This is a genomic window from Gordonia sp. 852002-10350_SCH5691597 (assembly GCF_001665715.1).
Lineage (GTDB): Bacteria > Actinomycetota > Actinomycetes > Mycobacteriales > Mycobacteriaceae > Gordonia > Gordonia sputi.
This window is the reverse complement of record NZ_LZMO01000259.1, coordinates 1-14,459: the sequence shown is the minus strand read 5'-3', so window position 1 is coordinate 14,459 and position 14,459 is coordinate 1. Positions and strand designations below refer to the sequence as shown.

Annotated in this window: 13 protein-coding genes; 4 read left to right on the top strand and 9 right to left on the bottom strand. The window is 66.4% G+C overall.

Translation table 11 applies throughout. The features are described 5' to 3' along the window. Positions 1-6: 6 nt before the first annotated feature. Positions 7-1,695 carry a hypothetical protein gene (locus A5777_RS19155; RefSeq protein ID WP_064863858.1) on the bottom strand — a complete coding sequence of 563 codons (1,689 nt, stop codon included), beginning with the start codon at positions 1,693-1,695 and terminating at the stop codon, positions 7-9. Positions 1,696-1,722: 27 nt separating this feature from the next. Then, positions 1,723-2,748, bottom strand: coding sequence for a Ppx/GppA phosphatase family protein (locus A5777_RS19150; RefSeq protein WP_064863857.1), 1,026 nt, complete (start codon positions 2,746-2,748; stop codon positions 1,723-1,725). A 127-nt stretch (positions 2,749-2,875) separates the two neighbouring features. Here A5777_RS19150 and A5777_RS19145 point away from each other — a divergent pair, with 127 nt between their 5' ends. Next, a complete protein-coding gene (locus tag A5777_RS19145) occupies positions 2,876-3,700 on the top strand; it encodes a hypothetical protein (protein WP_372495563.1) in 825 nt (274 codons plus the stop codon). 113 nt (positions 3,701-3,813) lie between these two features. Beyond that, entirely contained in the window at positions 3,814-4,932 is a 1,119-nt protein-coding gene (locus A5777_RS19140; protein ID WP_064863856.1) for a GGDEF domain-containing protein, read from the top strand. 28 nt (positions 4,933-4,960) lie between these two features. Here the strand turns inward: A5777_RS19140 and A5777_RS19135 are convergent, their stop codons facing one another. The 7 genes from A5777_RS19135 to mshA form a co-directional block, all read right to left on the bottom strand. Then, positions 4,961-5,647 carry a response regulator transcription factor gene (locus A5777_RS19135; protein ID WP_064863855.1) on the bottom strand — a complete coding sequence of 229 codons (687 nt, stop codon included), beginning with the start codon at positions 5,645-5,647 and terminating at the stop codon, positions 4,961-4,963. Then, a complete protein-coding gene (locus A5777_RS19130; RefSeq protein WP_064863854.1) occupies positions 5,644-7,104 on the bottom strand; it encodes a sensor histidine kinase in 1,461 nt (486 codons plus the stop codon). The genes A5777_RS19135 and A5777_RS19130 overlap by 4 nt, the downstream gene beginning before the upstream one ends. A 109-nt stretch (positions 7,105-7,213) precedes the next feature. Further along, positions 7,214-7,552, bottom strand: coding sequence for a GNAT family N-acetyltransferase (locus A5777_RS19125; RefSeq protein ID WP_064863853.1), 339 nt, complete (start codon positions 7,550-7,552; stop codon positions 7,214-7,216). Between the two features lie 54 nt (positions 7,553-7,606). Further along, on the bottom strand, positions 7,607-8,353 hold the full coding sequence (locus tag A5777_RS19120; protein ID WP_064863852.1) for a phosphoglyceromutase: 747 nt from the start codon (positions 8,351-8,353) through the stop codon (positions 7,607-7,609). Positions 8,354-8,486: 133 nt separating this feature from the next. Beyond that, complete coding sequence (locus A5777_RS19115) at positions 8,487-10,094, bottom strand: AMP-binding protein (RefSeq protein ID WP_064863851.1); 1,608 nt, start codon at positions 10,092-10,094, stop codon at positions 8,487-8,489. A 95-nt stretch (positions 10,095-10,189) separates the two neighbouring features. Continuing rightward, positions 10,190-10,798 carry a YbjN domain-containing protein gene (locus A5777_RS19110; RefSeq protein WP_064863850.1) on the bottom strand — a complete coding sequence of 203 codons (609 nt, stop codon included), beginning with the start codon at positions 10,796-10,798 and terminating at the stop codon, positions 10,190-10,192. Positions 10,799-10,840: 42 nt separating this feature from the next. After that, positions 10,841-12,178: a D-inositol-3-phosphate glycosyltransferase gene (mshA, locus tag A5777_RS19105; RefSeq protein ID WP_064863849.1), complete on the bottom strand. Its 1,338-nt coding sequence runs from the start codon at positions 12,176-12,178 to the stop codon at positions 10,841-10,843. A gap of 148 nt (positions 12,179-12,326) precedes the next feature. On the opposite strand from mshA, the gene A5777_RS19100 reads away from it, so the two are divergent. Then, positions 12,327-13,631 (top strand): cytochrome P450, encoded by a 1,305-nt coding sequence (locus A5777_RS19100; protein WP_064863848.1) that lies wholly within the window; start codon positions 12,327-12,329, stop codon positions 13,629-13,631. A 9-nt stretch (positions 13,632-13,640) separates the two neighbouring features. Continuing rightward, on the top strand, positions 13,641-14,231 hold the full coding sequence (locus tag A5777_RS19095) for a TetR/AcrR family transcriptional regulator (protein WP_005204720.1): 591 nt from the start codon (positions 13,641-13,643) through the stop codon (positions 14,229-14,231). Positions 14,232-14,459: the final 228 nt, after the last annotated feature.

Genomic DNA, 14,459 nt, shown 5'->3' with positions numbered 1-14,459 from the left:
AGATCCTCACGTCGCGAGCAACACCAACGGACCGATGGTCACGATGAGCCCGACGCCCAGCGCCAACAGCGTGGTGAACAGATCGCGGGAGTGCCGCACGGCGTGCGTGAACGAGACGATGCCGAAGATCACCAGCACCGCGAGCACCAGCGCGAAGTAGACGTTCCAGCGCCAGAGTTCGGTGAATCCCCAGAACAATCCGACACCGACCGCCAACCCGAGGATCGCCTCACCGATGACCAACAGCCATGCCTTCGTGGGCGAGCGGTCGTCGTCGGAGCCACCGGGCTTCTCATCGGACTTCGCGGCCGCGGAGGTGGAGTCCTTGGCGGATCGGGAAACCTTGGACGCCGGGGTGCGGAGCGTTGCCGCCGCGCTGTCGGCTGTCTCCTCGTCCGCTGATGTCTTGTCCGCTACTGGTGCGGCCGTGTCTTCGTCGACTCCGGTGAAGTCGCTGCCCACGGTCTCGGGGGAGTCCGACTCGAGCGCCTCGGCGGTACGGGTTTCCGCGACGTCGAACGCAGACGTCGCATCGCGGGCGGCCGAATCATGTTCGGCCGCATCGTGTTCGACTGTGTCGTGGTCGGCCGCATCGCGGTGGTCGTCGTCGGCATCCTCGCGGATGCTGTCGAACGACGAGTACCCGTACGAACGTTCGTCGTCGAGCGCGTCTGCGTCGTTGAATCCGCCGGCGGCCGGGGCCGCATCGCGTGCATCCTCGACGATCCCGATCACCGTGGTCTCCTCGACCACCGCGGCGGCAGCGGGCGTGCCGCTGAGGTGATCGTCGTCGGCAGGCGAATCAGACTCGACCGAATCAGCTGCGACCGAATCGGACTCGCGGGAGGCCTTGCGGCCGAACCACCCGCGCTTGCGCTTGGGCTTGTCGCCGGATCGTCGGTCGGAACGCTTCTTCGACGTCACGCGCTTCTCGTCGTCTTCGTCGTACTCGGCGAAGGACCGGTATGCGTCGAAGTCGTCGTCGATGACGTCCGCGAATCGGCCGGTGCGGGTGGGCGGCGGCGAATCGAGTTCGACGACGTCGACGTCGTCGGCTTCGACGAGACGGACGCCGTCGTCGGTGTCGGTGTCGGCGTCGGCGTCGCCCACGATCGGAATGATGCCCGTGACTGCGTTGGCGTGCTCGTCATCGTTCGCCAGTCGCCCGTCGGGCGTGCTGCGTGATGCCCGCTCGGCGATGGCAGCTGAGCTGAAGTCGCGAGTCTGCGGAGGTGCGTCGTAGACGCCGCCGTCGAAGCCGGTCGAGGCGCCGGCCGGGTCGGCGGAGTCCTGCAGCGGTCGGCGGTCGGTTGCGCGCCGCGGGACCGGGCTGCTCGAGCGCGGGAAATGCGACGCGGAATCGGGCGAGTTCCAGACACTAGGGGTGTCGGACTTCGGTGCGCTGGACGTCGCGTCCTGAGTCGTGGGGGCCTGAATCTTCGGGGCCTGAGCCTTGGGGGTTTCGCTCTTCGGGGCGTCGGTGATCCTCGGGATCTCGCCCGTGAGCTCCGACACCGAGACGGCTCCGTCGCGCCCGGCGCGGCGCCTGCCCCGGTTTTCGGTGAGCCGCTTCGCGCGCTCCTCGTCGGCGATGGCGGCGTCGCGACGTGCGAGCAGTTCCGACACGGAGATGGGCCTCGACTCCGACGCCGAGTCGTCCGATCCGCCCGTGGGTGACCCCGGTTGCTTGGCCATCGAAATTCGCTCTCCTCCTCAGGCCGCCTAGCGCAGACCCTGGGTTGCCGGTGCCGAACCCGCCGACTGCGCCGTCCCTGTGCGGGTCGCTTCAGTGGGGGTCGTCCCGATCTGTTCTTGGTTGTCCGCCAGCTCGGTGTCGAGACGACGCAGGATGACGCCCTCGCGCAACGCCCACGGACAGATCTCCAGTGTATCGACCGACAGCGCCCGCATCGCCGCCTCCGCGACGAGCGCGCCCGCAACGAGTTGACCAGCACGGTCGGCGCTGACGCCCTCGAGTTCTGCGCGGTCGTCGCGGGTCATCCGCGAGATGAAGGCGATCAACTGGCGCAGCCCACTCGCGGTGAGCTGACGCTTGACCCGCAATCCGGCTCCCGACGGCGCCGCGCCGGTCAGCCGCGCGAGCGATCGGAACGTCTTCGACGTCGCCACCGCGATGTCGGGTTTGCCCGCCGCACGCAGTTCGCGCGCGGGGTCTCTGAGTTCGGCGTCGAGCCAGTCACGGAGCACGCCGATACGTCGACGGTCCGGCGGGTCGTCGGGCAGCCACTCGCGGGTCAACCTGCCCGCGCCCAGCGGCAGGCTCAACGCGACGTCGGGTTCTTCGTCGACGCCGTTGGAGATCTCCAGTGATCCGCCTCCGATGTCGAGCGCGAGGATGCGACCGGCACTCCAGCCGTACCAGCGCCGCACGGCCAGCGAGGTCAGCCGCGCCTCGTCGCGACCGCTCAACACGGTCACCCGTACACCGGTCTTGGCTTCGACGCGGTCGAGCACCTCGTCGGAGTTGGTTGCGTCGCGCACGGCAGACGTAGCGAACGCCATCGTCTGTTCGCACCCCGACGTCGCGGCGATGTGGGTGAATTCGTCGACCGAGTCGATCAACGATCGGGCACCGCGCTCGGTGAGCCTGCCCTTCTCGTCGATCTGTTCGGCGAGCCGCAGCACCGACTTGGTGGAACTCATCGGTGTCGGATGGCCGCCGCGATGGGCATCGACGACGAGCAGGTGGACAGTGTTACTGCCCACGTCGAGCACTCCTAAACGCACGAATACACGGTAGTGCGTCGACGATTCGCCAGGTTGCGTGGGTGGCGAAACACACGGGCGCGATCAGGCACCACGCGGCCGATACGACTACCGTGAACGCGTGCCAAGCCCCACCCCGTCCGCACGGATCTCACCGGCCCCCGAGGTACCACTCGACTTCGCGCGGGAATGGTATGAGTTCTTCGATCCCGCGGACCCAGAACACCTCATCAACGCCGACCTGACCTGGCTGTTGTCGCACTGGACGTGTGTCTTCGGAACCCCGGCCTGTCAGGGGATCATCGACGGCAGGCCCGACGACGGCTGCTGCAGCCACGGCGCCTACCTGACCGACAAGGACGACCGCAAGCACCTCGCGAAGAGCGTCGCCATGCTCACCCCTGACGACTGGCAGTTCTACGAGAAGGGTTCTGGCAAAGACCCTCTCGGCAAGCGCGGCTATCTCGAAGAGGGAGACCTCGACGACGAACCCGCACTCAAGACGCGAACGCACAAGGGCGCGTGCATCTTTCTCAATCGTCCCGGCTTCGACCGCGGCCCCGGATGTGCACTGCACGCGATGGCATTACGCAAGGGCATCGAGCCGTGGAGCGTGAAACCCGATGTGTGCTGGCAACTTCCGATCCGGCGCGAGCAGGACTGGGTGGAGCGTCCCGACGGCACGCAGGTCCTCAAGACCACCATCACCGAGTTCGATCGCCGCGGCTGGGGCGAGGGCGGCCACGACCTCAAGTGGTACTGCTCGGGTTCGCCCGACGCCCACGTCGGCGCGACACAGGTCTTCGAGTCCTACGCCCCGGAACTGACAGAACTGCTCGGCAAACCCGCCTACGACGAACTCGCGCGAGCGTGCCGACGTCGCAACGGCCTTGGCATCGTCGCCGTACATCCCGCCACCGCAGCCGCGACGACCCGCCGCGAGACCGACATCAAATACGAGGAACTGGGCTAGCCACGCCCGCCCCGGCGAGTAACAGGCCGGCGAATAGCAGGTAATCGCACATCAGAGGCCCTCACCGGGTGCAAGTGGTGGTACCCGGTCCGCAGGAATTGCACAATGTGCCCATGGAGATCGATGGGGGGCGCGGCGTGCGGGATGCTGCTCGCCAGTGGCTGAGGCAATCCGACGACCGTTGGGTGCTCGACTTCTTCGACTACCTCAACCTCATCGGCTTCACCAAGGCCGTCGTCGCGGGCGGCGGCGTGCTCAACGGCGTGATAGCAGTGCTTTCCCTACTCGGACCCGACGGCGTGCTGTGGCCGGGCGTCGGCACGACTGCGATGATCGCGGTCGTCGTCCTCTGTTTTGTGTGGACGGTGCGCTGGCTCCTGCTCCACTGGCCGACACGCACAGAATCCCTGATGTTGTGTGCCATCGCCGATGTCGTGATCGCCGTCACGATCTTCGCTCACCAGAACCTGCTCCTCGGCATCGCCTCGGCGTCGCTGTTCGTGGCGACGAGCATCTACATGACGCTGTTCCACGACGCCGTAGCCAATCTCTGCCACATCATCTTCACCGCGGTGGTCGTCGTGGCCGCCGTCGTCACGTGCTGCATCGTGCAGGGTATGCAGTGGCTCCCGATCGCCACCGCGGAGGCGACCGTGGTCGTCATGGCCGTTGTGGTGGCGCTGCCCATCCTCCACATCGGGTTCAGCATCGTCCGCAGGAGCGCCGTCGACTCACTGACCGATTCACTGACCGGCTTACTCAATCGCAGGGGTTTCTACCGGGCCGTCGCCGCGGCGTCGTCTCGAGGCGCGACAACGACTGCGCCGCACCGCCATTCACGGTGGATCGCCGCGGTCGTCGACCTCGACAACTTCAAGGTCGTCAACGACATCGACGGCCACGTACACGGAGATCGGATTTTGGTGGACGTCGCGGCGGCCGTACGACTCGCCGCAGAAAGTCACACCATCATCACGCGCTTCGGTGGCGACGAGTTCGTGCTCGCCACCCAGTACGACTCCGAGTTACCCGACGCCGACCGGTGTGCTGCCATCGGCGAACGACTCGTGGGCGCCGTCGTTGAGGCGAGCGGCGGCGCGGTGACGGCGAGCGTCGGAATCGCCGGCGGAGAGAACGACGACGACGGACGCATCACCACGGTCATAGCCGACGCCGACCGCGCGATGTACGCAGCCAAGATCCATGGTGGCAACCGGTTCGAACTCGGCTGAGCAGCGTCGGTCGTCGAGCCGCTGCGGGTCAGGGCTCGAGTTTGTAACCGAGTCCGCGCACGGTGACCAGATGCTTCGGGTTGGCCGGATCCGGCTCGATCTTCGACCGCAGACGCTTGACGTGCACGTCGAGGGTCTTCGTGTCACCGACATAGTCGGCACCCCACACGCGGTCGATGAGCTGACCGCGGGTGAGTACTCGACCCGAGTTGCGCAGCAGGTACTCGAGGAGGTCGAACTCCTTGAGCGGCAACGTGATCTGCTGACCGCTGACGGCGACGATGTGGCGTTCGACGTCCATCCGGACCGGACCGGCCTCCAGGATGCCGATGGCCAGGTCGTCGTCGAGCCCGTCGCCACCGCGACGCAGCACGGCACGGATTCGGGCGATGAGCTCGCGAGCCGAGTACGGCTTGGTGACATAGTCGTCGGCACCGAGTTCGAGTCCGACGACCTTGTCGATCTCGCTGTCGCGTGCGGTCACCATGATCACCGGCACGCTCGACCGCGTGCGCAACGACTTGCAGATCTCCGTGCCGGACATACCGGGCAGCATCAGATCGAGCAGAACGATGTCGGGGCTGACGCGGTCGAAGGTGCCGAGTGCCGCCGCGCCGTCGTTGACGACGGTGGCCTCGAATCCCTCCTTGCGCAACAGGAATGCCAGCGGATCGGCCAGCGATTCCTCGTCCTCGACGATCAGAACGTGAGTCACCTGTCGGTTTCCTTCGGTCGTGCGATCGGCGCAGGCTGAACTGCCTCGCCCTGGACCACGGCAACAACTGCCGTAGGTTCGAATATCTCGGTGTCGGCGATCTCGGTGTCCCACACACTCTCGGTGCTCATGTCCTGCGGGATACACAGGGTGAACGTAGAGCCCGTACCGGGCTTGCTCCACAGCGAGATGACTCCACCGTGATTGGCGGCGACGTGCTTGACGATAGCCAATCCCAAACCGGTGCCGCCGGTACTGCGTGACCGCGCCTTGTCGACACGGAAGAAGCGCTCGAAGACTCGCTGCTGGTCGGCGGGTGCGATCCCGATCCCCCGGTCGGTGACGGAGATGGCGACCATCGGCCTTCCGTCGTGGCGGGTCACCCGCCTGCTCACCGAGACGGTCGTGTGTGGCGGCGAATACGAGATGGCATTGACGATCAGATTGTTCAGTGCCGTCAACAAGAGCATGCGGTCGCCGCGCACCGTCAGGTCCGCGGGGGCGTCGGCGCGCAGCGAGATCGACGCCGCTTCGGCAGCCACGCCCGCTGATTCGATCGCTTCGTCGATCAGTGCATCGACGTCGACGAGCGAGAAATCAGCAGTCTCACCCTCCTGCAGTCGCGATAGCGCGAGCAGTTCGGTGACCATGTTGCCCATGCGCGTGGCCTCCGCGACCACACGATTACCGAAGTGCTGCACCGAATCCGAGTCGTCGGACGACTCCAGCAGCGCCTCCGCGAGCAGGCTGATGGCTCCGACCGGCGTCTTCAGTTCGTGCGAGACGTTGGCGACGAAGTCGCGACGGGTGGCTTCGACGCGCAGATGTTCGGTGTCGTCGACGCCGTAGACAACGGCGTAGCGCTCCTCCCCCTCACGGACCAGCCGCGCGACACAGCTCACCGATTCGATGGTCTTGCCGCGTGCGCGCCCCGTCGAGAGGAATCCCAACGCCGACGCGGGAGGTTCGAAATCGAAACGACGCTCGGCCTCGGTATCGAGGACCTCTTTCGCCGCCTCCCAGACCGAGTCGTCGAGCAGCCTGTCGCGCACGAGAGCCAGTTCGACGGCGCGATGGTTGTACAGGACGACGTCGCGGAATTGGTCGACGACGGCGACGGCCGTATCGGAGTTGCGCACGATCAGACCGAGCAGGCCCGCGGTGGTCATCCGACCGTCCTCGGTGGTGCCGTGCACATCGCTGTCGCGCAGCTCCGCACTCTCGGGCACCACCCGCGGGCGTTCGGCGAGAGTCAACGAGTAGCTGGGCTGGTCGTCGGAGATCTCGGGGACCACGGCGGCATCGTCGAGGGTGCGCTGCACATCGTCGCGGGTGTGGGCGGACGAGTTACGGGCGATCGCGTCACGGCGCCAGAAACGACCGAGCGCGAATCCGACGACGACAGCCGCCACGAGGGCGACGGCAACTGTCACGCCGCCCACGAATACACCGGTCACAACGTCAGCTTACGGCCCACCAAACTGCAGGAACACTCAGTGCAGGACAGTTCGACCGCTGTTCACGCACCGTTCCACCCGCATTACGTGACACCGCGGTCTCCGACGTTCAGGAGGTGACCGACGCCACCAGATCGGCGTACTCGGGGTGCTCGTCGATGTAGTGGCGCACGTACGAACAGACCGGCACGACCTGCTTGCCCTGAGACCTGATGTCGTCGAGAACGGTCCGCACAAGCTGGCCGGCGTATCCCCGTCCCGAATAGGCGTCGAGGATCACCGTGTGAGTCAGAATCACCTGGTAGGGCTCGGACACGTAATCCAGGTACCCGACGAGATGCTCTGAGGGTTCGACGTCGCGAGGATCGGACTCGGGATCGGTGAGGATCGCCTCGTACCTTTCCTGCGGTGCCGAGTGGACTATGCGCAGGGTTCCAGAATCGGCCATGCAACCAATGTAACCGCGGTCACAGCAACCCGCCCATGACGATTGGGTTACGGACTACTTCTTACCCTGCGCCGCGACCGCCGCAGCACCCGCGGCAGCCGCCTCGGGATCGAGGTAGGTCCCGCCGGGGTTGAGTGGCTTGAGGTTGTCGTCGAGGTCGTAGCGCAGCGGGTTGCCGGTCGGGATGTTGAGCGCGGCGATGTCGGCGTCGGAGATGCCGTCGAGGTACTTGACCAGCGCGCGCAGCGAGTTGCCGTGCGCGGCGATCAGCACCGTTTTACCGGCCTTGAGGTCGGCGGCGATGTCGGATTCGAAGTACGGGATGAGTCGCTCGACGACATCCTTGAGGCACTCGGTCAGCGGTACCTCGGGGAGGTCGGCGTACCGGGGATCGTGCGTCTGGCTGTACTCCGAGTCGGGTTCGATCGGCGGCGGCGGGGTGTCGTACGAGCGACGCCACAGCATGAACTGTTCCTCGCCGAACTTCTCGAGCGTGTCGGCTTTGTTGAGGCCCTGCAGCGCACCGTAGTGGCGCTCGTTGAGACGCCAGTCGCGGACGACGGGAATCCAGATCCGGTCGGCGGCGTCGAGTGCGATGTTCGCAGTGGTGATCGCGCGTCGCAGGAGCGAGGTGTAGAGGACGTCCGGCAACAAATCGTGCTCGACGAGCAGCTCGCCCGCGTGCGTCGCCTCCGCGCGACCCTTGGCGGTCAGCGCGACGTCGACCCAACCGGTGAACTGGTTGGACGCGTTCCATTCGCTCTCGCCGTGCCGCATGAGAATCAGGGTGCCGTTGCTCATGGGAGTCAGTTTTCCACACGGAAGCGTCACGCGGGAGCCGCACATGGGGCTTCGCACGCGGCCGTGGGTCACCGACAACAGCGGGCCGCCCTCGGAAGTATCCGAAAGCGGCCCGCTGCCTTGCGATCTGAGTCTACTTGCGGAGATCCTTGCGCAGGATCTTGCCCGACGCCGACTTGGGGATGACATCGATGAATTCGACGGCGCGCACCTTCTTGTGTGGCGCGACCTTGGCGGCGACGAACTCGATGACGTCGGCTTCGGTCAGCTCCGCGTCGGACTGCGTGACGACGAAAGCCTTCGGGATCTCCTCGCCGGACTCCTCGTCGATCACGCCGACGACAGCGGTGTCGGCGATCTTCGGGTGCGTGAGCAGCAGCGCCTCCAGCTCGGCGGGCGGCACCTGGTAGCCCTTGTACTTGATGAGCTCCTTGAGGCGGTCGACGATGTAGACCGCACCGGTCGCGTCGAGCTGGGCCATGTCGCCGGTGTGCAGGAAACCGTCGGCGTCGATGGTGTCGACGGTGGCCTGCTCGTTGTTGAGGTAGCCGAGCATGACGTTGGGTCCGCGGACCCACAGTTCGCCGGGCTCCGACATTCCCTCGCTCGGCACCGCGAACTCTTCACCCGTTGCCGGGTCGACGATCTTGTTCTCCGAGTTGGGGATTGGCCAGCCGACGGACGAAAGCGGCGGCTCGTCGAGTCCGAGTACGGCCTGCGAGTCGACCGGGATGAGGTGGCTGACCGGCGAGAGCTCACTCATGCCGTAGCCCTGCAGCATGTGCAGATTCAGCCGCTTGGCAACAGCCTTGCCGAGCTCGTCGTCGAGCGGCGCCGCGCCCGAGAGCATGGTGTGCAGCGATGAGAGGTCGTAGTTGTCGATGATCGGATGCTTCGCGAGGGCGACCGCAACCGGCGGCGCGATGAACGCGTAGGTGACCTTGTGGTTCTGGATGTTCTCCAGGAACTCGACGAGGTCGAATTTGGCCATCACGACGAGGCTCGCCCGTGCGCGCAGCGCGGCATTGAGCAGGACCGTCATGCCGTAGATGTGGAAGAACGGCAGCACCGCGACGATCACATCGTCGCGCGCCATCCCCTGCAGTGGGGCGATCTGCGCGACGTTGGCGACCAGGTTGGTGTGAGAAAGCTTGACGCCCTTGGGGTTTCCGGTGGTACCCGAGCTGTAGGGCAGGACGGCGACGTGCGTCGCCGGGTCGAATGAGACGTCGGGCGCAGGCAGATCGGCGCCGAGCAGGTCTGCGGCGTTGGGATGCCCCGACGCCTCGACGCCCTCACCGTCGAGGATGATCACGGCGTCGTCGGCGATCCCGACTTCCTTGGCAGCCTCGAGTGCCTGCGCGGCCATCGGCGAGATGGTGACGAGCATCTTGGCACCGGAGTCGGTGAGCTGCTTGGCGATCTCGCGCGCGGTGAACAACGCGTTGATCGTCGTGGCCGTCGCACCAGCGCGCAGCACTCCGTGGAAGACGGTCGCGAACGCGGGGATGTTCGGCGAGAGAATGCCGACAACGTCGCCGACACCGATGCCCCGAGCGGCGAGAGCGCCTGCCGCAGCGTTGATCTGACCGATCAGTTGGCGATATGTGGTCTTCGTGTCGGTCTTGGGATCGATGAGCGCGACGCGGTCGAGATCGTCGTCGGCGATGTTGCCGAACAGGTACTCATAGACGCTGACATTCGGGATCTCGACGTCGGGGTAGGGACTCTTGACGCTCATGGCACCTCCGTTGGTAAATCAGTCAAATCGATCGTACCAATGGCTGTTGCCACGATGTGACGGCCCTCTCGACTCCCTCGCAGGTCCGCGCACCGTCACTCGTCGAGCTGCGCGCCTTCTGCGGGACCGTCCTGCGCGGCGTCTACCACCGAGGAGGGCTCGTACCGACCTTCGAGAGGCTCACCCGGCTGCGGCAGCGACTCCTTGTCGATGAGGTGCTCGAAGGCGAGGAGGTTGCGCAGCGACTCGCCGCGGGAGACACGCCATGCCCATTCGCGGCGGATCGACGTCGCGAAGCCGAGTTCGAGAAGCGTGTTGAAGTCGCCGTCCGCGGCCTCGAGAACCTGTCCGAGCACGCGGTCGATCTCGTCAGATGTCAACGCGTCCACCGAGATTCGACCCACCAGATAGATGTCGCCGATGTTATCGATGGTGTAGGCAACCCCGTAGAGACGACGATTGCGCTTGAGTAGGTAGCGATAGACGGCCTCGTGGTTCTCGTCGGCGTGACGACAGACGAATGCCTCGACGCGCACCCCGTACGGTCCCGCGGTCAGCAGGACCGTCGTCTTGAGCTTCTTCTCGCCGGGCAGTTCGAGGATGACGTGTTCGGATTGCGCTCCGCCGGAACTCTTTCGGCTGTAAGGAATGTCGCGCTCGGTCAGCGACTTCTCCAGCAGTTCGAGATTCTCGATGTGGCTCATCGCTATCACTCCTGACGACGCTGGGTCGGTTGAATACTCGGATCAGACATTCGCGCGATGACGACGGCGCCATCGCCTGGACGCGCGCCGTGTGGCGACGGTCGGGCCCACCCGCGCACCGGGCGCCGCGGCGAACGAGGCCATCGCACGGGAGTAGCTCTCCTGCAACGCATCCGCGGTGTGCTCCCAGGAGAAGTTCTCGGCGTGCGCACGTGCGTGTCGACGCATGGCGGCGAGCTCGTCCGGAGAGCTGATCATCTTCTCCAGGGCGTTTGTCCAGTCGCCGATGGCGTGGCCGTTGACCAGAACGCCGCTGCGTCCCGACGAGACCGCGACCGACAGCCCACCGACATCCGCCGCGATCACGGGCGTTCCGCAGGCCTGCGCCTCGATCGCGACGAGACCGAAAGACTCCGAATAGCTGGGCACCGCAACCACATCCGACGCCCGGTACACCTGCGCCAACTTCGCAGACGGCTGCGGGGACAGGAAGATCACCTCGTCGGAGATACCCAGTTGGGCGGCGAGATCGACCAACGCGGAAGGCGTTTCGAGACCAGAACCCGACGGACCGCCGACGATGAGCACCCGCACGGGACGATCACCGCCCCGCGACCTCTCGATCAGCGGGGCCGCGGCGCGCAGCAGTACGTCGGGAGCCTTCAGCGGCTGAATACGTCCGACGAACGTCAACAGCGTTGCGTCAGAGGGCAATCCGAGTTCAGCGCGGGCCTGCGCCATCGATCCCGGTGTGTAGCAGTCCAAATCGGCGCCGGGCGTCACGATGTCGATCCGCGAGGGGTCGGCGTGATACATCGAGACCAGCTCGTGCGCCTCGGTCTCAGTGTTCGCGACGAGGCGATCGGCCTCGTCGACGACCTGCTGCTCGCCCACCACGCGCAGCATCGGCTCCGCGGTGTCGCCCGCGGCGAGTGAGGCGTTCTTGACCGCCGCCAGGGTATGCGCGGTATGCACCAGCGGAACTCCCCAGCGGTCCCGCGCGAGCCAGCCGACCTGCCCCGACAACCAGTAGTGCGAGTGAATCAGGTCGTAGTACCCGGGACGCTGCTGCGCCTCGGCCCGCAGCACGCTGGCGGTGAACGCGCACAGCTGCGTCGGAAGATCGCGTTTGTCGAGGCCTTCGAATGGCCCGGCGACCACATTGCGCACGGTTACGCCGGGCGCGGCCTCGACGATCGGCGCGTCCGACGACGATGTCGCTCTGGTGAAGATCTCCACCTCGACGCCACGTCGGGCGAGGCGCTGCGCGGTCTGCCACACGTACACATTCATACCGCCGGCGTCGCCCGTACCGGGTTGCGCCAGCGGAGAGGTGTGTACCGAGACGAGCGCGACTCGCCGCGGCCCCCTGAAACTCATTACTCCACTGTAGAGAAGGTCTGACGGTCGACGATCCTCAGCACACCCGAACAACGCAGGTAGACGGCTGCGGCCGACCGTCTCACGACGTGCGTTGCCCGGCGATCACACCATTGACAGTCATGCCCGAATGCCTCACTGTCGAGACATGGCAGTGCAAGTGTCTCGCAGCGATGCCTCATTCGAACTGCGATCCGCCGATACGTGGCGCGATCCGTTCGGCATGTACGCGCGTCTTCGGCACGAGTCGCCCGTTCTCCACGTGACCGGCGATGCACAGAGCCCGCACGACTCAGGAGACGTGCGGAACCCCGACGACTACTGGGTACTCACGCGGCACGCGGACGTCTTCGCCGCAGCGTCGGACCCACTCATCTTCTCCTCGGCAGCGGGATTGACCGTGGTCTACGGCGAACTGGAGGCGATCGGCCTCGCCGACAACCCTCCCCTGGTCATGCAGGACCCGCCGCAGCACACGGCCTTCCGCTCGCTCGTCGCGCGCGGGTTCACGCCCCGGCAGGTGATATCGATCGAACCGCGCGTCCGCGAGTTCGTCGTCGAACGACTCGAGCGCCTCGACGGCGATGGTCCCACCGACATCGTCGGCGAGCTGTTCAAGCCACTGCCGAGCATGGTCGTCGCCCACTACCTCGGAGTTCCCGACGAGGACTGGACTCGCTTCGACGACTGGACCGCAGCAATCGTCGGCGCCCTGGCCGGTCCGGAACCCGCGGCGTCGAACGGCAGCGGAGCTGCGGCGTCGAACGGCAGCGGAGCTGCGGCGGCCACGAGTGAACTGCTCACGTACTTCGGCGAACTGGTCGAGCATCGCCGCGCGCACCCCGGCGATGACACGGTCTCGGCGCTCGTCGACGCGGGCGTCGCCGACGATCCCGCGGGCATGGTGTCGATTCTCGCCTTTGTGTTCACCATGATCACCGGCGGCAACGACACGACGACCGGCCTGCTCGGCGGCAGCGTCGACCTTCTCTCCGGATACCCCGAGCAGCGCCGACGCCTCGTCGACGACCCTGCCCTGATCCCCGACGCCGTCGACGAGCTGCTGCGGCTGACCTCGCCCGTGCAGGGACTCGCACGCACCACCACGCGCACGGTCACCTACACCGACACTCCCGACGGACCGGTCACCGTGCCGCACGGCCGCAAGGTATTGCTCTGCTACGCCGCGGCCAACCGCGACGAGTCGGTGTTCGGTCCCGACGCCGAGCACCTCGACGTCGAACGCAGACCTCGCCGCATCCTGTCGTTCAGCCACGGTCACCACCACTGTCTCGGCGCGGCGGCAGCGCGGATGCAGGCCAGGGTCGCGTTGACCGAACTGCTCGCCCGCCACCCCGACTTCGACGTCGACACCGACGGCATCACCTACGCGCCTGGCAACTACGTTCGACGCCCCACGTACGTGCCGTTCTACGCGGACGGCTCCCGATGATCGCCAGAGATGCCGATGAGTGAGACACGAGTCGACTGGCTCGCGGACGACCGCGCGCAGATCGCGGCGACCCGCATCCTCGACACCGCCGCCGAACTGTTCGCCGCGCGCGGTGTCGGCGAGGTCACCATGCGCGACATCGCCGATGCGGCGGGATGCTCGCGCGCCACGCTGTACCGGCACTTCCCCGGCAAGCAGGAGCTGATGGCCGCCTACGTCGAGCGGGCCGCGCGCACAGTGGCGCGCGACGTCGACTCGGCCATCCCCGACGACGCCGCGCCCGATGAGCAACTCCTGATCGCCACCGGGGCAGCGATCGCCGGAGTGCGCGCCAATCCTGCTCTGTCCCAATGGTTCACCGCCGACATGGCCGCGACGTCTGGGCGCCTCGCGCAGCTGTCCCCCGCCATCGACGCGGTGGCGGCGGGTTTCCTGCGGCGCATCGTTCCCGGTACCACCGACGCCGACCTCGAGGTTCGCGCCGCCTGGCTCGTCCGCGTGATCGTGTCGCTGCTGAGCACACCGGAGGTCGACGCCGCCGCCGAACGCGAACTGCTGCGCCGATTCGTCGCGCCGACGCTGGTCACGCGGGCGAACTGACCCCGCAGCGCGTCGTCGCCAGAACAACCGACAAGTGTCAGTGCCCCGCCGACGGCGAGGGCCGTGGTCAGTGCCAGGACTGCGCGTTTCATCGTTCGCCTACCCGTTTCGCTAATGACAATCGTTACCGAAAGAAGTGTAGGTGATGATCGGCGACGACGCGCTGCGGGGTCAGTTCGCCCGCGTGACCAGCGTCGGCGCGACGAATCGGCGCAGCAGTTCGCGTTC